The 20,495-nt window shown below is 64.6% G+C and carries 16 protein-coding genes and 1 tRNA gene; 7 read left to right on the top strand and 10 right to left on the bottom strand.

What is annotated here, in order from left to right; all coding sequences use genetic code 11:
• Nucleotides 1-52 precede the first annotated feature (52 nt).
• Entirely contained in the window at nucleotides 53-1,285 is a 1,233-nt protein-coding gene (locus ACZ1JC_RS24370) for an RsmB/NOP family class I SAM-dependent RNA methyltransferase (RefSeq protein WP_465137712.1), read from the top strand.
• 570 nt (nucleotides 1,286-1,855) lie between these two features.
• On the opposite strand, the gene ACZ1JC_RS24365 is transcribed toward ACZ1JC_RS24370, so the two are convergent.
• The gene (locus ACZ1JC_RS24365; protein ID WP_465137713.1) at nucleotides 1,856-2,944 is read right to left on the bottom strand and encodes a choice-of-anchor A family protein; all 1,089 of its coding nucleotides are present in this window, start codon (nucleotides 2,942-2,944) and stop codon (nucleotides 1,856-1,858) included.
• Nucleotides 2,945-3,456: 512 nt separating this feature from the next.
• Nucleotides 3,457-4,002, bottom strand: a complete 546-nt coding sequence (msrA, locus tag ACZ1JC_RS24360; RefSeq protein WP_465137714.1) for a peptide-methionine (S)-S-oxide reductase MsrA — start codon at nucleotides 4,000-4,002, stop codon at nucleotides 3,457-3,459.
• 134 nt (nucleotides 4,003-4,136) lie between these two features.
• Between msrA and ACZ1JC_RS24355 the strand changes: the two genes are divergently transcribed.
• From ACZ1JC_RS24355 to ACZ1JC_RS24340, 4 genes are all read left to right on the top strand, one after another.
• Complete coding sequence (locus ACZ1JC_RS24355) at nucleotides 4,137-4,997, top strand: class I SAM-dependent methyltransferase (RefSeq protein WP_465137715.1); 861 nt, start codon at nucleotides 4,137-4,139, stop codon at nucleotides 4,995-4,997.
• 13 nt (nucleotides 4,998-5,010) lie between these two features.
• Nucleotides 5,011-5,874 carry an N-carbamoylputrescine amidase gene (aguB, locus tag ACZ1JC_RS24350; protein WP_465137716.1) on the top strand — a complete coding sequence of 288 codons (864 nt, stop codon included), beginning with the start codon at nucleotides 5,011-5,013 and terminating at the stop codon, nucleotides 5,872-5,874.
• Between the two features lie 25 nt (nucleotides 5,875-5,899).
• Nucleotides 5,900-6,409: a 2-amino-4-hydroxy-6-hydroxymethyldihydropteridine diphosphokinase gene (folK, locus tag ACZ1JC_RS24345; RefSeq protein WP_465137717.1), complete on the top strand. Its 510-nt coding sequence runs from the start codon at nucleotides 5,900-5,902 to the stop codon at nucleotides 6,407-6,409.
• A 38-nt stretch (nucleotides 6,410-6,447) separates the two neighbouring features.
• Nucleotides 6,448-6,523: transfer RNA gene (locus ACZ1JC_RS24340), tRNA-Lys, on the top strand.
• Between the two features lie 75 nt (nucleotides 6,524-6,598).
• On the opposite strand, the gene ACZ1JC_RS24335 is transcribed toward ACZ1JC_RS24340, so the two are convergent.
• The 6 genes from ACZ1JC_RS24335 to ACZ1JC_RS24310 form a co-directional block, all read right to left on the bottom strand.
• Nucleotides 6,599-8,008, bottom strand: a complete 1,410-nt coding sequence (locus ACZ1JC_RS24335; RefSeq protein ID WP_465137718.1) for a transporter — start codon at nucleotides 8,006-8,008, stop codon at nucleotides 6,599-6,601.
• Between the two features lie 25 nt (nucleotides 8,009-8,033).
• Nucleotides 8,034-8,678 carry a hypothetical protein gene (locus ACZ1JC_RS24330; RefSeq protein ID WP_465137719.1) on the bottom strand — a complete coding sequence of 215 codons (645 nt, stop codon included), beginning with the start codon at nucleotides 8,676-8,678 and terminating at the stop codon, nucleotides 8,034-8,036.
• Between the two features lie 105 nt (nucleotides 8,679-8,783).
• A complete protein-coding gene (locus tag ACZ1JC_RS24325) occupies nucleotides 8,784-9,461 on the bottom strand; it encodes a C39 family peptidase (RefSeq protein ID WP_465137720.1) in 678 nt (225 codons plus the stop codon).
• A 58-nt stretch (nucleotides 9,462-9,519) separates the two neighbouring features.
• A complete protein-coding gene (locus ACZ1JC_RS24320; RefSeq protein WP_465137721.1) occupies nucleotides 9,520-10,026 on the bottom strand; it encodes a hypothetical protein in 507 nt (168 codons plus the stop codon).
• A gap of 78 nt (nucleotides 10,027-10,104) precedes the next feature.
• Nucleotides 10,105-11,133 carry a hypothetical protein gene (locus ACZ1JC_RS24315; protein WP_465137722.1) on the bottom strand — a complete coding sequence of 343 codons (1,029 nt, stop codon included), beginning with the start codon at nucleotides 11,131-11,133 and terminating at the stop codon, nucleotides 10,105-10,107.
• A 102-nt stretch (nucleotides 11,134-11,235) separates the two neighbouring features.
• Complete coding sequence (locus ACZ1JC_RS24310) at nucleotides 11,236-12,381, bottom strand: helix-turn-helix transcriptional regulator (RefSeq protein ID WP_465137723.1); 1,146 nt, start codon at nucleotides 12,379-12,381, stop codon at nucleotides 11,236-11,238.
• A gap of 821 nt (nucleotides 12,382-13,202) precedes the next feature.
• Between ACZ1JC_RS24310 and ACZ1JC_RS24305 the strand changes: the two genes are divergently transcribed.
• Both ACZ1JC_RS24305 and ACZ1JC_RS24300 read left to right on the top strand, forming a co-directional pair.
• Nucleotides 13,203-13,922 (top strand): TorF family putative porin, encoded by a 720-nt coding sequence (locus ACZ1JC_RS24305; protein ID WP_465137724.1) that lies wholly within the window; start codon nucleotides 13,203-13,205, stop codon nucleotides 13,920-13,922.
• Between the two features lie 26 nt (nucleotides 13,923-13,948).
• Nucleotides 13,949-16,096 (top strand): methyl-accepting chemotaxis protein, encoded by a 2,148-nt coding sequence (locus tag ACZ1JC_RS24300; RefSeq protein ID WP_465137725.1) that lies wholly within the window; start codon nucleotides 13,949-13,951, stop codon nucleotides 16,094-16,096.
• A gap of 301 nt (nucleotides 16,097-16,397) precedes the next feature.
• Here ACZ1JC_RS24300 and ACZ1JC_RS24295 read toward each other — a convergent pair whose 3' ends face one another.
• On the bottom strand, nucleotides 16,398-18,587 hold the full coding sequence (locus tag ACZ1JC_RS24295) for a penicillin acylase family protein (RefSeq protein ID WP_465137726.1): 2,190 nt from the start codon (nucleotides 18,585-18,587) through the stop codon (nucleotides 16,398-16,400).
• A 74-nt stretch (nucleotides 18,588-18,661) separates the two neighbouring features.
• A complete protein-coding gene (locus ACZ1JC_RS24290) occupies nucleotides 18,662-20,464 on the bottom strand; it encodes a methyl-accepting chemotaxis protein (protein WP_465137727.1) in 1,803 nt (600 codons plus the stop codon).
• Nucleotides 20,465-20,495: the final 31 nt, after the last annotated feature.

Here is a 20,495-nt window from a genome sequence, read left to right as displayed (position 1 = left end):
GGCCCATGTGGTGTGGGTGGCGCAAAAACGCAATCCGTTATAGGGGCCATCGATGGACATTCCCGGCCTTCCCGCGCGCCGTGCCGCGCTCAATCTTATCGATGCCGTGTTGCGGCGTGGCGAAACGCTCGATCAGGCGGCGGGCTCTGCGCTTGCCCGCGTCAGCGGCGATGCTGACCGCGCGCTCGCCCGCGCCATCGCGGGCGAGGTGCTGCGCTGGCGCACCGATCTGGACGAACTGATCGATTCCGCCACCCGACTGCCGCTGGCGGACGATGCCAAGGCGCGCGCGGTGCTGGAAATCATGCTGGTGCAAGTGCTGCGGCTGGAAACGCCCGCCCACGCGGTGATCGCCACCGGCCTGCCGCTGCTGATGGGCGGCCCGCGCCGTCTTGCCCACGGCGTGTTCTCCACCTTGACCAAGCGCGAGATCGCGCTCCCGGAAGCACCGACACTGCCCGAGGCGGTGATGGAGCGCTGGGGCGAGCATGGCGTGGCCGTGGCCGCCGGTCTGGCCGAGCCGCCGCCGCTGGACCTTGCCCTGCGCGATCCGGCCGAGACGCAGGAATGGGCCGAACGATTGGGCGGCAAGTCGCTGATGCCCGGCCACGTCCGCCTGTCGCGCGGCACCGCGGTCGAGCATCTCGAAGGCTTCCGCGACGGTGCCTGGTGGGTGCAGGATCTTGCCGCCAGCTTGCCTGCGCGCCTGCTGGGGGCCGGTGAAGGCCGCAAGGCGCTGGACCTCTGCGCCGCGCCCGGTGGCAAGACGCTGCAACTGGCCGCTGCCGGTTGGGACGTGACTGCGCTTGACCTCTCCAAGCGCCGCCTCGAACGCCTGCGCGACAATCTGAAGCGGACCGACCTCACTGCCGAAGTGGTGCAGGCCGATGCCCTGAAGTGGGAGCCTGAGGAAAAGTTCGACGCGATCCTGATCGACGCGCCGTGCACCGCCACCGGCACCGCGCGCCGCCATCCGGACGTGCTGCACCGCATCGGCGCGCGCCAGATCGCGGACATGACGGAAATCCAGACCGCCATGCTGGAACGCGCGGCGGGCTGGCTGAAGCCCGGCGGCACGCTGGTTTACGCGGTCTGTTCGATGGAACCTGAAGAGGGTGAGGCGCAGGCCGCGAAAGTTGCGCTGACGCCGGTGCCGATCGGCGCGGACGAATTGCCGGCCGGGCTTGCCCCCACGGCGGAGGGCTGGCTGCGCACCGATCCGGCCATGCTGGCGGATGACGGCGGGCTCGACGGCTTTTTCGTGGCGCGCTGGCAGCGGGACTAAGAGACCGTTTGAAAATTCGCGAAACGCGAATTTTGCGGCACCGGCCCTCTCCCCCACCCTGGATATTACCGATGGGTGGTAGGGTGGGGGAGAGAGCCGGTGCCGCCTCAAAAATGCCCCTGCGGGCATTTTTCAAACGGACTCTAAACACGCCCAAAGCACATAGGTGCGGGGCGGCGAGAGATCGCCGCCGCCGCTTCCCCCTATTCAATGCTCGCGTTGATTTACGCATCGATCCGTAAATTGGGTCCAGAATGGGGATTGCGTCGACTCGCCGGAGTCTGTCATCAATGCGGCCGGTGTGGGCTTGGGGTGGCTTGCTCCGCGCTGCAGAATTGCCACGCGGTGAAACGTGAACGCTCCAGAGGAGTAATCGCGATGGTGCAGTGGTTACACGCCAATTTCCGTTGTCTGTTCAATCGCCATGAACCCGTCCACGACCATGTGACGTGGGACGGCGCCCATTTCGTCGGCAACTGCCATCGTTGCGGCAGCGGCGTGCGGCGGGAAGGCCAAGGCGCCTGGCGGCGGGACTGGCTACAACTCTAGAGCCGATCGACTCTAGCGCGGTCAGCTCACCTTGCGCAGGCGTGCCAGACGGCTGCCAAGCTGGCGGCGGAACACCAGCGCGCCCAGACCCAGTGCGAAAAGCGACAGCATGCCGGGTTCCGGCACCGAAGTGCTGCCGCCAGAGCTGGAAGGCGTGCCCGGATCGCTGGGCGGGGTGTAGCCGCCGGTGTAAGTGCCGACGTGCATCTCGCCGTTCTGGACAAGGCTGCCGAACACCGCCGAACCCTGGATGTAGTTCGACGTGGTGGCCGCCGCGCCGGGGGCCAGAACCGATCCGCCCCAAGCAGTGGTCAGCGAGAGGTCGTCCGCCTCGTAGAAGTTCCAGATGACGTGCTCGCCAAGGTTCTGGGTGCCGCCCAGGAAGTTGTCGTTCAGCTTGATCGAGGTGCCGGAGACATTGACGATCGCGGTATCCGCGCCGTTGAGGTTGAACTTGATCTCCCCGATCTTGTCGAGGTCGGCGGCGGAGATGTTGAACACGGCCACGCCGCTGGAGTCGGGCTGGGCGGTGAAGGTGCCGGTGTTGCCGCTGATCGACAGCTGGCTGTTGGCGGCCTGCGTGCTCATCGAATGGCTGAGGCTCTCCATCGATGTGGAGATCAGGCTCTTCTGCTGCGTCAGGTCCTGCACGAACTGCGGATTGCTGGCGGCAAGGCCCGAGGTGACGGTGTTGTTGTTGACGTTGGTGTTGCTGATCGTGCCGCCCACCTGCACCGTCTGCGCCGCGCCGTTCAGGTTGAGGCCGCTGTTGACGTTGCCGCCGACCACGGCGCCCGAACCGTTGTTCAGGTTCTTGTAGCCGCCATTGACGTCCCCCACCACGGTCAGGCCCGGCGTGCCGGTGCTGGAGGCGGGCAGGGCGGTGATCTGGTAGTTGGAGGCATTGCCATCCAGATTGCCGCCGACGAAGGTGCGGCCTTCCACTTCGGAGGACGAGGTAAGGTCACCCAGCACCACCAGGTTCCAGGTCTTCAGCACATCGATCCCGGCAATGTCGGACGAGGCGATCGCCGGCGTGGCCGCGAATGCGACCGCGGCGATGGCGACGGAGAGGGAAAGTTTGCCAGTGAATGCGCGGAAGGAAGACATCTGGGGGATTCGCCAATGGTAAGTTCGTTTAGCGAACTACGTACCGTTTCCTAATACTTTGGAAACCGTGCGTTCAACCGTGTCTCGCGATGAGACATGGCGGATGGGGATAGCTAACGCGGGGTCAATTGCGGGTGGGTGGAAGTGCGCAAGCGGCGCGGAACATAGTTCTAGGAGCGCAAGCACCAAACTCCGTCGCCCCCGCGAAGGCGGGGGCCCCGCTTTCTTCGCGCCCCGCTCGCCAAGGAGAAGAAGCGGGATCCCCGCCTTCGCGGGGATGACGGGGTTTTAGGTTGTTAGCCGGGGGGTGAAGGTGCGGTGACGGGGGCGTTTTGAGGCCTCGTGGGCGATCTCACGCACATTCAATTCTGCATCGTCATTGCGAGGAGGCGAAGCCGACGAAGCAATCCAGAGCGGCTCAAGACGGCCCTGGATTGCTTCGCTACGCTCGCAATGACGAAGTGAGGGGCCGATGGGACACCGTGCGGCGCTCCCCACCAGCCCCCACACCCTCAGCCCTTGACCTTGTTCTGGAAGCTCTTGCGCAGCTTCATCAGCTTGGGCGGGATCACCGCGAGGCAATAAGGATTGCGCTGGCCTTCGCCGTCCCAGTATTCCTGATGGTAATCCTCGGCCGGATACCATGCGTCGTTCTGCTTGCCGTCGGCGAAGCCTTCGATCGTGGTGACGACCTTGCCGCCGTTGTCCTCATTCGAACGGGCGAGGGCGGCTTCGGCCTCAGCCGCCTGTGCATCGTCCAGCGGGAAGATGGCGGAACGGTACTGCGTGCCCACGTCGTTGCCCTGCCGGTTCAGCTGCGTCGGGTCATGCGTGCCCATGAACACGTCCAGCAGGTCGCCATAGGACAGGACGGCGGGGTCGTAGTTCACGCGGATCGCCTCGGCATGGCCGGTGGTGCCTTCGCAGACCTGCTTGTAGGTGGGGTTGGCGACAGTGCCGCCGATATAGCCGCTTTCGACCGAGTCCACGCCGATGACATCGCGGAACACCGCTTCGGTGCACCAGAAGCATCCGCCTGCAACGATTGCCGTTTCCATTGTAACCTTGATCCTCATGAGGGGGAGTTTGGTCGCTAGATAGGTACACTTTGATGGCTTGTCATTGGGCGAAGGCGAACTACCTTCGCGGCAACGATACGCCTGACAATCGCCTCACATTCTGGAGACTCGCCATGCGCCGCGCCTTGATCGCCCTTTCGACGTTCCTTGGCGTGCTTGCCGCGCCGATTTCCGCTACCGCTGCGGACGAAAAGACGCAGGCACAGGCCTGCAAGGGCTGCGAGGCGCTGCTGGAACTGGCTGCCGCCAATCCGCTGCGCGAGGCGGACCGCGCGCGTGACAAGTATCGCCATCCGGTGGAAACGCTCAGCTTCTTCCGCGTGGGCCCGACGATGAAGGTGGGCGAATATGCGCCCGGCGGTGAGTGGTATTCGCGCCTGCTGGGGCTTTACCTTGGCAAGCAGGGCCATCTGGTGGGGCTCTACTACAATCCCGACAGCCCGGCCTTCAAGCCCGAGACGCAGGCGAAGATCCGCAAGGACGCGGACGAATACGCGGCGGACGTGGCGAAGTTCACCGGGCTGCCGGCGGATCGCTTCGCAGCCTATACCACCGGATCGATCCCGGCGGGTGAGAAGGGCACGTTCGACGTGATCATCGTGCCGCGCATGCTGCACAACCTGCTGCGCTGGAACATCGCCACCAGCGAATTCGCGGCGATGCGCGATCTGCTGAAGCCCGGCGGGCTGATCGGCATCGAACAGCACCGCGCCAAGGCCGATGCGCCCGACGCCTATGCCGATGGATCGAAGGGCTATCTGAAGCAGGCGGATGTCATCAAGTTCATGCAGGCACAGGGCTTCGATTTGGTCGGCCAGTCGGAAATCAGCGCCAATCCGAAGGACTCGGCCAACTGGCCCGACGGCGTCTGGACCCTGCCGCCCACGCTGGCGCTGAAGGATCAGGACCGCGCCAAGTACGTCTCCATCGGCGAGAGCGACCGGATGACGCTTCTGTTCCGCAAGCGAGGCTGATAGGGGCCCGCGCATGACCCAGATTACCGTTGCCGCGCTCCAGCTCGCGCTCAATTCCGCCGACGAGGGCGAGAACATCGCCGCCGTATCCTCGCTGGTAGAGGACGCCGCCGCCAAGGGCGCGCAGATCATCCTGCCGCCCGAGCTGTTCTCCGGCCCCTACTTCTGCAAGACCGAGGAAGAGGAACTCTTCGCGATCGCTCGCCCGACGGCAGAGCATCCCTCGGTCATCGCGATGAAGGCGCTGGCGGCGAAGCTGAAGGTGGTGATCCCCACCAGCTTCTTCGAACGCGACGGCCACCACTACTACAACACGCTGGCGATGATCGGCACCGATGGCGAGATCATCGGGACCTATCGCAAGAGTCACATCCCCGACGGCCCCGGCTACGAAGAGAAGTACTACTTCCGCCCGGGCAATGACGGATTCAAGGTGTGGGACGTGCTCGGCACCAAGGTCGGTATCGGCGTGTGCTGGGATCAGTGGTACCCGGAGTGCGCACGCGTGATGGCGCTGATGGGCGCCGAACTGCTGTTCTATCCCACCGCCATCGGCTCGGAGCCCTATGATGCTACGCTGGACACCAGCCGCATGTGGCGCCGGGCGATGGTGGGCCACTCGGTATCGAACTGCATGCCGGTGATCGCCGCCAACCGTATCGGCGTCGAATCCGAATGCGGCACGGAGCAGGCCTTCTACGGCCACTCGTTCATCACCGACGAATGGGGCGATTACGTCGCGGAGTTCGGCAAGGACGAAACCGGCGTGCTGGTTTCCACCATCGACCTTGCCCGCGCGGCCAAGCACCGCGCCGGCATGGGCTTCTTCCGCGATCGCCGGCCGCAGCTCTACACGCGCATCGCGCAAGACATCTGAACAAAACACGGGGGAGCCGGGCACTTTGGCGAAGCACAAGTATCTTGTCGCGCTCGGCTCCAACATGCGCCATCCGCGCCACGGCGGCCCGCGCAAGGTGCTCGCCGCCGCGCTGAATGCGCTGGATAATGGCAAGTATGAGGTGCTGGCCGCTTCCCCGGTGATCGAAAGCGCGCCGCTCGGCCCGTCGCGCCGACGCTATGCCAACGCCGTGGCGTTGGTGCGCAGCAAGCGCGCGCCGGATGAGATGCTGCACAAGCTGCACAAGATCGAACACAAGTTCGGCCGCCGCCGCATGGGCGCGGCCTGGGGCTCACGCGTGCTGGACCTCGATATCGTGCTGTGGAACGGCGGCCCGTGGGCAGCGGGAGAGGGCATGGAAAGCCTGGTTATCCCCCATCCCGCCTTCCGCGATCGCGACTTCGTTCTTGGCCCGGCGCGCCGGATTGCGGGCACCTGGCGCGATCCATTGACGGGTCTGACGATAAACCACCTTCATGCCCGCTTGACCAAGGCCCGACCTGCCCCTAGGTGACCCCTTCCGCTGCCGTTCACGACAGCGCCCGGCAACGGGGGCCCTTAGCTCAGTCGGTAGAGCAACTGACTTTTAATCAGTAGGTCGCTGGTTCGAACCCAGCAGGGCTCACCACTTAAGTAAAATAATGAACTTGAGTGGTTTTTAGAGTGATCACCCATCAGGTTGCCCGACCAGATCCACGGACTTCTACCGGAAAAACGTGATCGGGATGCGGAGGCTGGTCAGCATGTCGGTCGCGTCGTCCGTCACGCCCATTTCCACTGTCCAGTTGATCGTCGTGCGCTGGTTCACGCGGTAGCTGATGCCGAACAGAAAACGGCCGATCTGGAGGTCGCGAGTGGAGGTGACGATCGGGTCGCCGTACGTCTCGATTCCGTTCTGCGTTTCGATCGGGCGGATCCGGCTCTTGGTGCCGAACAGCCAGTTGTGCGCATAGGCAAAGCTGATCGATGCCCGTTCGTTGAGGGCAAGGCCGACGCCCAGCGTCATGTTGGGGCCGGAGCCCGGCTTTACGTGATCGATCTGCGCGTCGCTGATCCGGGTGTTCACATCCTTGCCGAAGTTCTGGGTATAGCCCAGAACGCCAAAGATCGTCGCCGGGTCGGACGGCATGATGACTGTCACGCTGGGCTGCACGCCCCAGAAGCCGAAGCCGGTTGCCGCCTTGGTGGCGTTGCCCAGCACATCGCGGGGAACCCCGTAGGGATCGGTGCCGGTGGGCATCACGACCTGGACATTGGCCGTCAGGAACGGCCAGCCGCCCGTGCCGTTGTTGATCTGGTATCGCCCCAGCAACTGGATGTCGCCAAGCCCCGTCGAATGGGCTGAGGTGTTTACCGTGCCGGTGCCCGATTGCGGCGGGTTCTGAACCAGCGGCACCAGGACTGCGGTGTCGTCCCGATAGATCCACGGCACCTGGACGCCCAACTCGATACGGTTGGTCAGGCCATAGCGCACCGTCGCTGCCGCCGTCAGTACGTCCTGCCGGCTTTCGTTGATATCGAACACGCCCACGAGCACGGATTGCGGGATTTCGATGCCGCGGAAGACGAAGCGATTGCGGTCATCGCGGGCGTACTGGAACGTCGGCTCCAGAGTCAGGCGGCCGGCTCTGGTCAGGACGCTGCCTTGCGCGGCCAGCACGGCGACTTCCTGCGGGCGGGGGCGCTCGGTCGGCTTTTCACCCACACTGGTCAGGCTATCGGACGATTGCGCGCCGGGCTGGGCAGGGGGCGCGCTCGATTGCGGCACACCGGCCAGCGATGCCGTGGCAGGGCTGGCCGAAGAGGTGGGAGAGGAAGTGGCCGAGGAGGAGAGCGGGAATTGGCCGTACTGCGGGCCGGGAATGCCGGTTCCGCGCATGGCCTCCAGCAACGAGTCCTGAAGCTGGCGAAGCTGCAGTTCCTGCGTGTCCAGAACGTGGCGCTGTTCCTCGATGGCGCGGCGCTGGGCGTCTATCTGGGCCTGCAGCTTTGCGAGATCGGGTGCCGTGCGCTTGGCCGCATCGGCCGTGGCGCCTTCCGGATCAGCCTGAGCCCAGGCCGGCCGGGGCAGTATTGCGAACAGCACTACTGTGCTTGCCAGGAAGCCTCTCATCCATCCTCCCCACAATCGCATGTCTCTAACGGATGCCGCGACCCGCTGTATCAAGAGCAATCGAATTTGCGCGAAGCACCGCATTGCCGGCGAGCAGTCCCGAATTCTGCACATCGACATTAACGGTTACTACGGTGTCAATGGTTCTGTCGTTCGCTGTATTTGCAACAATACTTCCGGTGAGGCTACCTATCATTTGACGCAATTCAAGTGAATTTCCATTCAGGACTACTTGCGATCCGCTGCCGTCCTGAACCAGTTGCACCGATCCCGATGGCGTCGAGACCGCCGGGCCGTTCGGCGTGAGCGTGACCTGCTGCTGCCCGGCCCCTGCCTGGATCGCGGTCGTTGTGCCTCCGACGTGGACGACGACGCCGCCGGCGGTGGAGCCCGACGAACCGGCAATGCCGCTGCCATCGCCGACGAAAACGACCGGGTTGCCGGTGTCGGTATTGAGCACACTGCGCAGCGCCAGCGTGCCGTTCACAAGGGTCTGGATGTCCACGCCGACGACCACGTCCATGCCGTTGGGCAGTTCGAAACCGCCGCGCAGCGCGTCGAGCTGCTGGTCGGACAGCGTGGCCGATGTGCCGAACAGGGGGCTTACTTCATAAGTCGCGGATGTCAGGCCCGCGCCATCGCGAACGGAAGGTGAGGCGGACAGGGGCATGGAATTCCCCTCGGTCGCCGCGAGACAGGGGCTGGCAGCGCCGGCCAGCAGCAGACCGCCTGCGATCCACCAACTGCCTGCGCGCCATGATGCCATCATGCCCTCCTACATCACGAACGGGTATGGCTGGGCGCGGGTGAGTTCCAGGGCCTGAAGGCTGGCCGGTTCCATCATCAGCGTCACCCGGCTTCGCGGGACCAGGGCCCATTCCTCCTGACGGCCAAAGCTGCTCTTGCCGCGATCCAGCCCGTCCGCCAGCGCGAAGAGGATGCCGTTCCACATCGCGGTGAACTGCTTCGCATCGATCAGACGGATGCCCAGAGAGGGATCGCCGACAAGCACCTTGCCGTCCTCTATGCCCTTGACGACGACGAAGTGCTTGTATCCCTTCAGATTGATCAGGGCGATGCCGGGGACGCCGGTGCGCCGTATATCGTCCAACGTGACGATGTAGCCATTTGCCTTGATCCCGCGCGCGTCGAGGTAGCGCTTCATGTCCAGCAGGGAAAAGCCGAGCCGCTTGATCTGTTCGCGGTCGCCTTCGCCCCACATGCCGACGAAGATGCTCTGTTCGCTCTGCAGGTCGCCGTAGTGGTATCGCAGCAGAGTGGCGAGTGCGGCCGAGCCGCAGCTGAAATCGTATCGCTGGCGGACCACGGTAAGAAAGCGCCGTTCCGCCATGCTCTTGACCGGCAGGGCATAGTCGCCGGCGGAAAGACTGAGCATGGAGCCAGTCGGCGGCACGGGGCTGGCGCAGCCTGTGAGTAGCGCAAAGACGATCATTAGGGGGGGCGCCAGAAGAGGGCCGGCAGCGCGATTGCCGGCCCTCTTGCTGGTCCCGTTACTGGATCGCGACATTAACGTTCATCGCGGAATTGATGGACACGTTGTTGCCTGTGTTCGTGTTGATCAGCGCCAGACCGTTGAAGGCGCCGAACGCGCCGCCGTCGAACGATATCGTCCCGGTCGTCGGGTCGCCGTTGATGATGTTGCCCGAAATGGTGCTGGTATTGGCGGCATTCGCCGCTTGTTCGATGACTTTCACGTCGGCCATGCCGGTAATGTCCGCAAGCCGGGTTTCGTCAACGACGGAGGCATCGGCGAACGGCGCGTCGTTTGCGAACTGCGGCTGCGGCAGCGGTGTGTTGGGAGAGACCGCGTCATGCTGGGAGGCAGGCGACGGGATCGCGGGCCCCGAACGCGCGTCAGCGGGTGCTGTCGGGTTTAATGGGGCCGGGTTTAATAGGGCCGGGCTTAACGGGACGGCCTCGTCCAGGGCAAATGCGGGTGCAGCGTGAAGCAGGCCGGGGACGATGATGCCGGCGATGAGGATGTGAGCGCGGACCAAAGGAGGGTCTCCTTCGAATGGAACTGCACCAGAGGGGGACCGGCCGCCCGGGCGGGCGGCCGGTCTTTCATGCACTGCTTATTGACCGAGGCTGAGCGTACCGATGGTCGCGCCCACGTTGATGCTGGCGTTTTGCGATGCGAACACGCCGGTGTTCACGTTCATCGCATTCAGGCCGGCAAAGTTGGAGAACGCGCCGTTATCGAACGTGGCGTTCCAGGTCATGACCGGCGATCCGCCATTGCCGCTGGTGCCACCAGCGCCACCGGCACCACCGGTGCCGCCGTCACCGTTGCGACCGGCGTTGGCATTGCCGCCGTTGCCGCCACCGCCGCCGGAGCCGCCTTCGGAGGGCTGCCAGAAGGTGACTTCGCCGCCCGTTACCGTGCCGGCCAGAGCCGAATAGGTGGTTTGGGTGGTATAAGTGCTGGTCGAGGTGCCGCCATTGTTCGCAGAGCCCACGCCGCTGGAGTCGCTGCCCGCGCCGGAGGCATCCACCGCCAGATTGGACGTGCCGCCGTTGTTGGCGGAGCCGAGGCCGCTGGAATCGCTGTTGTTGCTGGCATCATGGGCATCGACGGCCAGGTTCGACGTTCCGCCGTTGTTGGCGGAGTTCGCACCGCTGGAGTCGCTGTTGTTGCTGGCATCGTGGGCGTCGAGCGCCAGGTTCGACGTTCCGCCATTGTTGGCCGAATTCGCGCCACTGGAATCGCTGCCTGCGCCGGCCGCGGCGACCGAGAGGCTGGATGAACTGCCGTTGTTGGCGGAGTTCGCGCCGCTGGAATCGCTGCTGTTGCTGGCGTCATGCGCGTCGGTCGTAATGGCCGACGTGCCGCCGTTATTGGCTGACCCAAGCCCGGACGAATCGCTGGAATTCGAATTGTCCGTGGGGGTGCTCGTCTGCGTGTTGGTATTCGTCGTCGTAGTGGTGGGGGTGCTCGTCGTGGTATTGGTGTTGGTGTTCGTCGAACTGTCGGTTGACGTTGCAGTCGAACCCCGGGTTGCATTCGCAAGACTGCCGCCACTACCGGCTGTCTGGGCAAATGTCGGGCTTGCAGCCAAGGCGAATACGCCGGCCGATGCCGTCAGTAACAGGGCATATCTCATGGCTAATCCTTTCGCTTTGAACGGCTGCTCCCAGCCATCGAGACGACACCTTTTCCGCAAGACGCCGTGGCTTGGCGATATAACTCGAAGCCATGGGGCGGCTTAGCCCCAGACGGGTGCTTGCCCCGCCCTCAAACGCGTAGAATCCGTACCCCCATTTGAGGGCGGGGCCGCAAACGGGCGGATATGAACGACGCCGCGCAGGATCATCCGCACAAGATCGGTCTGCCGGTGGGTGTCGGTCTTGGCGAAGATCTGCTTCAGATAGGCGCGCGCGGTCTGCGGCTGGATATGCATGTCGCGCGCGGCGGCATCGACCGTCAGACCCTTGACCAGACGCATGACAAGTTCGGTTTCCGATACCGTCAGCCCATGGGCGCGGCATAGCGCCGTCGCCAGCGGGCGGGCGTCGATATCGGGATCGAGGACATAGAGCGCCATGGCCGCGCCGCCATGGCCGGGGGCGTGGCCGGGTGGTGCTTCCGGCAACCGTGCGACCACGGCGACAAGCGGCCGGGCATTCACACGCTTTATGAGGATCAGCGAGGTTTCGTCGATCTCCGCCGGACGGCTGTGCCGGTCATGGGCAAGGTGGTGGATGGCGGTCTGCAGGCGCACCGCGTTGTCGAAATCGGTGGCGGTTACCGATTGTCCCGCCCGGCGCAGGCCATTGCCAAGTTCCAGCAATTGCAGCGCGCGGACATTGGCGAAGATGATGTTGCCGTCCACGTCCAGCAGGAACGTTCCGAAGTCGAACAGGTCCAGCCCTTCGGCCAGAGCGCCGGCGCGGCCGCGATGCAGCTTCGCTTCCCAGAACAGGCGGAGATAGGCCTCTACCCAGCCGTGGATTCCTTGCGCGGCAAGGGCGCGCATCGCCCACTCGTCGGTGTCGAAGCGGCAGACGGATAGTGCCAGGAAGGACGCCGGATCGACCGGGCAGGAAAACGTGATCCGCCGCGCGCTGCGGACGCGATCGGGCAGGAGCACATTCTCGATATCGAAGTGGCCGCAGCGCAGCGTGGTGGTTTCGGATCGCCAGTCATCATAGGCCGCAGCCTGCTGGATCGAATGGGCGATCCCGTGGGCCAGGCTATCCGCCATCTGCGAAAGAGCCATGATTTCGGGGTGTTCGCTTTCGGCCTTGTGCAGCGTTACCACGGCCATGGGGCAATCCAGGTGCCGGGTGACCAGATCGAACAAGCTGTCGATCGCCAGCTGGTCCCACTGCGTTGCCGAGGATCGCACCACGGTGTGTTTCCTTCCGACCAGAGCGGCTCCCGATCCAGTTGCATCGGGTCAACCGATCTAAGTTGCTGTTTCAGGATGTTTTCCGTCATCGGATGATTCCGTCTGATTGGAAAGCACTCCATGCTGGGGAAAGGCGCGCGATGGCAGCCACCGACTGTCGTGGTTGCGACAATCGAAGTCACGCGATCAGGCTACCTCTTCTCCACTTCAATTATGCCAAAATTTTTTCGAATTTCGGTGCATTCACCATATGTCTTCTATCGGTATTTCCCAAAAAAATACAATAGAGGTTTCGATTGATAAAAGTATTTGTTGGATTTTTATCCTTTCGGACTTTCTGCGTCTCAAATGAGTTATGGTGGAAAATAAGTGGTGAAAATGCGGGTTTAGGGGCATTTGTTGCTGCGTCCGTCTCTGATTTATGATTCGTAATCCATTCAATGGATTGAGGGGCATTTTCCGGTAAGGATCATCCTTTCGATTTACTCCCAAGAGTTCATTGGGCAGTGCTCGGAAAGTACGCATTTCCGCACGCCATCCGCGTAAATCGATGTGCGGTTGGCAAAGAGGCCCGCCTTGCCGTTCGCAGCCGTTGCCGGGCCGTCGGACCGGCGTTCGAATCGGCAGAATTCGCCATTGGCCGGATCCGTCATCAGAAGTGCCACCGGGCCTTGCGGTGGCGATCCCGCATCGATCTCCTATATCCCTGTAATCGCTGGGACTTTGGACAGGCCCGTGGGATTCCGGTGCGCCGCGGCCCGATGACCGACGATGTCATCCTATAATGGCAAAGTCTGCCAACGTCCCGAGAAGAGGACTTCATGCGTTTTGCCATTCTTTCGGGGCTCGCCCCGATCGTAGTTCTGATGTCTCCCCCCGTTCACGCTCAGGAAGAAGCCCCCGCCATCACCGTTTCCGGCGGTGTCACGCTCATCAGTGATTACCGCTTTCGCGGTATCTCGCTGACGGGCAAGGACCCGGCCGTTCAGGGCACCATCAACTTCGCGCACAAGAGCGGCCTCTATGTCGGCACATGGGGTTCCTCGCTGGGGTTGGGCGACCGCTATGGCCCGACCGAGGTGGACCTCTACGGCGGCTGGGCAGGCACGATCGCCAAGCGCACCAGCCTTGACGTGACCGTGGCCTATTACAGCTATCCCGGCGGCAAGCGCGGCGGGCAGGGCGCCGCGAAGATCGAGTATTTCGAAACCACGACGCGCCTTTCCTACGACTTCGGCCCGGTCCGCACGACGGTGGGCAGCGGGTACAGCTGGGATCAGGCCGCGCTGGGCGGTGATCACCTCTACCTGTTCGGCGAAGCGGCCGCGCCGGTTCCCGGAACCCCGATCACGCTGAAGGCCCATGGCGGCCGCAGCAAGGGTGCGATCAGCCCCAAGCCGGGCGGCTATTACGACTGGTCGCTGGGCGCGGACGTTACGTTCGACAAGCTCACCTTGGGCCTTTCCTACATCGATACCAACCTCAGCCACGGCAATCAGGCCGATGGCGCCGCGCTGGTTTCCCTCAGCGCCGGCTTCTGATTCTCCGTTTTGCAGGAGCTAGAACAATGACTGACCTGTTCCGCCGCATGCACATAGCGGGCAAGCTGATGACGGTCGCCGGGTTGGCGATCGCGCTGCTGCTGCTGCTCGGCTTTTCCGCCGTCGTCTTCGAGACGGGCAACGCCGTAGGCAAGCTGTCCGACGACGCTGCTGTCGCCCAGGCCACGGCCGAGGGTAATCAGGTGAAGGCCGACTTCGCCACTTTCGAAGCCACGGCCCGCGCCATGAGTTCGGCGCTCGGCAAGATGCACGCCAGCGGCACGCGCGATCGCGGCATTGCGGTGACGGTGCTGAAGACCGATCTGCTGGAATCGAAGGCCGCGCTGGGCAGCTGGGTGATGATCACCCCCGGCCAGTGGGACGGTCCCGAAGCGGGCAAGGGCAATCTGCCGGGCTCCGCGCCGAACGGCAATTTCTCGCCCTACTGGGTGAAGAGCAATGGCGTGCTCACCATGCAGCCCAACAATGAGGCCGGGGCTTTCGAAAAGCCGTACTTCCGTCAGGCGTTCGACAGCGGCAAGGGCGCGCTGGTCGATCCCTATGCCTACGATCTGGACGGCAAGCAGGTGCTGATGACTTCCATCACCCAGCCGGTCCGCTCGGGCGACAAGGTGATCGGCGTGGTCGGCGTGGACATGGAACTGGGCACGATCTCGCAGCGCCTTGGCGCGCTGAAGCCGTTCGGCACCGGCCGCGTGATGCTGCTGTCCTCTGCGGCGACCTGGGTGGCGAACCCGGATGCCGCCGTGCTGGGCAAGACTTATGCCGAACCCGGCCTTGACGATGTCAAGGCGGCGCTCTCCACCGGCCAGACCAAGGTTCTGCCCGATCTGGAAATCGGCGGCGTGGCGACGCGCCGCGTGATCCTGCCGATCGCGCTCGACAACCTCAACGCCACCTGGGCGCTGGTACTCGACGTTCCCGAGGCGACCGTTTCGGCCCCCGCACGCTCGATCGGCTGGCAGCTGGTGATCGGCGGCCTGGTGATCGTCGGCGCGGTTCTCGCCAGCCTGTTCTTTGCCGCCGGCGGCATCATCGGCCGTCCGATGGCCAAGCTGAGCGATGCCGTGGACCGTCTTGCCAAGGGTGAGAACTGCGCGATCCCCGAACTCGACCGTGAGGACGAAATCGGCACCATGGCCCGCGCCGCCGACGTGTTCCGTCAGGCTGCGGCCGACCGTGCTGAAGCGGATCACCGCGCGGCCGAGGAGCAGAAGATCGTCACCAGCGCCGTGGGCGCAGGGCTCGACGCGCTGACGCGCGGCGATCTGACGGCAGAGATCAAGGTGCCGTTCCCGGCGGGCTATGCCGCGCTGAAGGACAACTTCAACGCCGCGCTGGGCGAACTGCGTCGGATGATCGGTGCCGTTGCGCTCAGCGCCGGTGGCATCCGCTCGGGCTCGATGGAAATCGCGCAGGCATCGGAAGACCTTGCCCGTCGCACCGAAGCCAATGCCGCCAGCCTTGAGGAAACTTCGGCCGCGCTGGTGCAGATCGATCAGCGGATCCGGGCTTCGGCCTCGGCCGCAGCGCAGACCGTCACCCGCGCCGATGACGCGCTCACCACCGTTTCCAGCGGCCGCGCGGTCGCTGGCGAGGCGGTCGCAGCAATGGACCGTGTCAGCCAGAGCGCCAAGGGCATCGATCAGGTGATCGAAGGCGTCGACAAGATCGCCTTCCAGACCCGCGTCCTTGCCATGAACGCGGCGGTAGAGGCCGGCCGGGCTGGCGATGCCGGTCGCGGTTTTGCGGTTGTGGCCGATCTCGTCTCCGCGCTCGCCATGCGGGCAGAGGAAGAGGCCAAGCGCGCGCGTGATCAGCTGACGGTAACGCAGACCGACATCGTCACCGCTGTCGATGCCGTGCAGCGCGTGGACGGTGCGTTCGAGCATATCTCGGGCGGCGTGGGTGAAGTGCACAAGCTGCTCGGCCAGATGGCGGAGGACAATCAGGCCCAGTCCACCGCGATCAGCCAGATCAGCGTGGCGGTTTCGACCATGGACCACTCCACCCAGCAGAACGCGGCGATGGTGGAGGAAACCTCTGCCGCTGCCCGCAACCTGACGACCGAGGCGACCTCGCTGAACGATCAGGCGGCGCGTTTCGATACTGGCGATATGCGCGGTTCGGCACGACTGGCCTACGTGGCCTGATGGTTGCCGATCTGGCCTTCGGGTAAAGCAAAGGCCTGCGGATCCTATGATCCGCGGGCCTTTCTATTTGCCGCGCTCCGCCGACTATTCCGTCATCTAACAACAACCCTTGTCATCCCCGCGGAGGCGGGGATCCCGCTTCCTTTCTTGGCGCGCGGAGGCGCGGAGAGGTGGTTTGCTGCGCCGTCCTCCGTGCCTCCGCGCCTCCGCGTGCACTCAAGAAAAGCGGGGCCCCCGCCTTCGCGGGGGCGACGAGGTGTTATGGGACGGGTGAGGGGGACTGGTTCGGGCGGGCCTGAGGTTATTCCCCCGGCCGGTACGTCCGCGTAACATGGCCAGCCAGATCCTCGGGATAGAAGTACACTGCCCGCAGAGCCCCGTCGGCATAACGCTGTGCCTGATCGCGGAAATGGGGCGAGGACGGATCGCCGCTCTGGCCGCCGGCGCTCACCGCCCAGGCGCGCACCTTCGGTCCGAACTCGACCACGGCGACGAAGCTGTTGCCGCTGGTACCGTAGTACTTGGTGGTATTCGGGTAAGGCTTGGCCCCGAACGAGGCGAGCGAGCCCCAGATCGCCGATGTGAACGGCACGGGAAGCGAGGGCTGGGCATCGTCGAAATGCGGCGTGATGGCCGCATCCAGCCGCTGGAAGCGATTGACCTCTCCCCATGCCACTTGCCAGCTGCCGAAGTCGCGCGTCAGCCGGTCCACCGCTTCGGACAGCGCGGCAAGGCGCTGGGCGGGAGTGGTGCGTTTGGCGATGAAGTCCGGCAGGTTCAGCCGGGCCTTCTTGGCATCGGCATTGAACTGGCCGCCCAGCGTATCGCCCCAGAACACGGCGAGCGTGGTCTCCTTCGACTGATAGCCCCAGCGGCAATCCCATGCCCGCAGCAGGGCGAGCGGCGCGGCGAGCTTCGCTTTCAGCGGATCGGCGGCGGGCAGGGCGTCGTAATCGGCGGCAAGCTGGGGCAGCAGCACGGCGAAGGCGGGCAAGTGGCTGTCATAGGCGGCGGCGATCAGGCGCTCGGGCGTGAAATCATGCTTGCCGGTCAGCACTTCGTCGGCATGGACGCCGCGATAGTTGGGCCCCACCTGATCCATGTAGCGGGGGAAGTCGGCCGCCTTGGGGCTGTCCGGCCCGGCGGCGTCCCACGGCCAGTCGTTGGTGTTGTGGACCCAGCCGACCTTGGGATTGAGCACGTTGGGCAGGGTATCCACCGCGTGCAGGCCCTTCCAGTCGGTCGCCGGATCGGCGCCGTCCACCGGATCGCGATAGTCGAAGCGGTCGTCGCGCAGCGGCACGAACTGCGGGTGGAGGTAGGCGATCTCCCCCTTGGCATCGGCCAGCAGCGTATCGTTGGACGAATTGGCCTGCGCGCTGGCAACCTTCATGTAGGAGGCAAGATCGCTGGTCTTGGTGCGCAGCCAGCTTTGCTGAAGCGCCGGAATTGGCTTCCACATCAGCGCCTCGGCTATCCACTTGCCGCCGTCCTCGGCGACGATGGGGCCGTGATGGGTGCGATAAGTGGTGAAGCTGCGCGAAGCCATCGTACCGTCCGGCTGGCGGAAGGAGAGGGCGATCTCGCGCGTTTCGACGGGGCGCAGCGCGTTGCCGTAGCGATAGACGGTACGGCCGTCCTTGCTCTCGATGCTCTCCGCGAACTGGTCGATATTGTCGACGGTGGAGGAGGTGTGCATCCAGCCGATCTGCGGGTTGAAGCCCTGATAGATGAAGAACTGGCCCCAGGTGGACGCGCCATAGGCGTTGAGGCCGGCATCGCTGGTCATCTGCAATTCGGCGCGGAAGTAGAAGCTGGTGTGCGGGTTGATCAGCAGCAGCGCATGGCCGTTCGCGGTGTTTGCGGGGGAAATGGCGATGCCGTTGGAGCCGCTAGGCTCCCGCATCAGCGCGCCGGTTTCCAGCGCGGTGGGCGGAATGCGGCGGTGTTCGTAGAAGCCCTGTAGCTTGGTCAGCGAAATCTGCTCGATATCGCCGCCGATACTGCCCTCGGTAAAGGAAAGCGCCATCCACGGCTCGAACCGGGTGAGCACCTTGGGCTTCGTGGTGGGGTGGGTGGCCAGGTAGTAGTTCAGCCCGTCCGCCCAGCTATCCATCAGTGCGCGCAGCCATTGCGGGCTCTGGCGATACTGCGCTTTCAGTTCCTCCGGATCGACGAAGAGGCGCTGGCGTAAGTCCTGCCAGATCGCCTTCTCGCCATCGGCTTCCGCGGTGCGGCCAAGGGAAGTGAGGTAGTTCGCCTCGATACGGGGAAAATCGTCCTCCGCCTGCGTATAGATCGCGCCAAACACGGCGTCGGCATCGCTCTTGCCATGGACATGGGCGATGCCCCAGTCGTCGCGGGTCACGGTGACGCGCGCGGCCTGCGCCTTCCAGCGGGCCATTTCGTTAGACGCAGCATGGGCGGCGATGGGCGATGCCAGGGCGGTGAGGAAGAGGGCGGCGCGAAAAGCGGGGGAAGTGATCGGCATGGCTTCCAGCTATCGCCCGAAAGCCGGCCGGGCAAGGCCATTGACCCCGCCCGGCGTCGGTTCGTTTTCGGCGCTTATTCCGCCGCTTCCACTTCGCGTTCCCAGTCATGCTGGACGGGATAGGAAGGAATGCGATCCTCCGGCATGTCCGGGCTGCGGATGGAGCCGAGGAAGCGCTCGACCTGGTTCTTCAGGATCGCGGCCTGCAGTTGCAGTTCAGTGGAGGACGACAGCACTTGCGATGCCGCCGCGCCGGTCGCCAGCGAGGTTTCGCGCACGTCTTCCACGCGCCCGGTCACATCGTCGGTGCTGCGCGCGGCAAGGTCGATGCTGCGGGCAAGGTCCTGACCCGCGACCGACTGCTGATCGACGGCAGCGGCGATGGAAACCGAAGTGGCTTCAAGCTGCGCCACGTCCTCGGCAATGGCGCGGAGAGCCGCGACGCTGCCGGTGGTCGATGCCTGAATCTCGCCGATCTGCGCGGCCACTTCGTCGGTGGCCTTGCTGGTCTGCGCGGCCAGTTCCTTGACCTCCGCCGCCACGACCGCGAAGCCGCGGCCGGCCTCGCCCCCGCGTGCCGCCTCGATCGAGGCATTGAGCGCCAGCAGGTTGGTGCGCTGGGCGATCGAGTGGATCAGCTTGACGATCTGGCCCACCTGCTCGGCAGAGACGGCCAGCTTGGCGATGGTGGCATCGGCATTGGCGGTCGTCTCGCTGGCCTGCCGCGCCAGTTCGGCGGACGTCGCGGCCTGACGGCTGATCTCGTGGATCGACATGGCGAACTCGTCGCTGGCGGCGGCAGCGGCGGTGACGCCGGCCGAAGCCTCGCCCATCGCGGTCGACACTTCGCTGGTGGTGGAGGCGGCGTGCTCGGCCGACTTCGCCATGGAGGTCGCGGTGGACTGCAACTGGCTGGAGGCAGAGGCGACGCCGCTGACGATCTCACCCACGCTCTGTTCGAACTTCTCGGCCAGATCGAGCACGATCTTCTTGCGCTGGTCGCGCGCCATCTCACGCTCGCGGCGCAAGTCTTCCTGGCGGGCGATCTCGACTTCGGCGGCGGCGGCGGCCTCCTTACGCATCTTGTCCAGGCGCAAATAGCCACGGCGGAAGGTTTCCAGCGATCGGGCCATGTCGCCGATCTCGTTCACCTGATCGGTGCCGGGAACGTCGATCTCGCGGTCGCCCTCGGCCAGTTTCACCATGGCGTCGGCCATGTCGGCTAGCGGGCCGGTGATGTTGCGGCGGGTGATGATCAGCGCGAACACGCCGTTCAGCGCGGCGACCACGGCGAAGACGAACATCAGCAGTTCGGTCCAGCCGATGAAGCTGTCCCGGCTGCCTTCGATGGCGGTCGTCCGCTGCGCGAGCACGTCCTTGATCTGCGCCACCTGTCCGGAAATGTCGGCCATCGCGACGGAGGGATCCGAGGTAGCGGCGTCCTGCGCCTGGCTGGCAGCGAGTTGCGCGTCGAAGCCGGAGAGCGCCGGGGTCAGGTGATCGAACAGCAGGTCGATGCCGGGATCGGCATTGTCCAGCGCGATGCGCGCCTTGCCCAGCTTGTCGGTGGCGGACTTGACCAGCGCGCGGGTGGCGGTGACTTGCGCGGCATCGATGCCGGTGTCCTTGGCGCGCACTGCATCCAGCTGCTGCATGGCCTGGGCGATGTCGGTCCAGGCATCGGCGGCGCTCAGCGCGGAGCCGTGCAGCTTCGCGGTCAGCGCGGCATCGTCCTTCACCTTGGTCAGCGCGATCGAGGCGACCCCGGCGATCGTCACCGACATGACAAGGAAGATGCCGATGATAATGCGAATCTTGGTGACGATGGACCGGCGCCAGAACCAGTCGCGCTTGGGCGCGGCAGCCATTTCGGTCATTGCACTCTTCCCCCTAGAAGACAGCGGCAAA

Source organism: Sphingomonas sp. BL-S-28, assembly GCF_055521515.1.
Note: the sequence above shows the minus strand (reverse complement) of the source record. Positions and strands in the feature narration are given on the sequence as shown.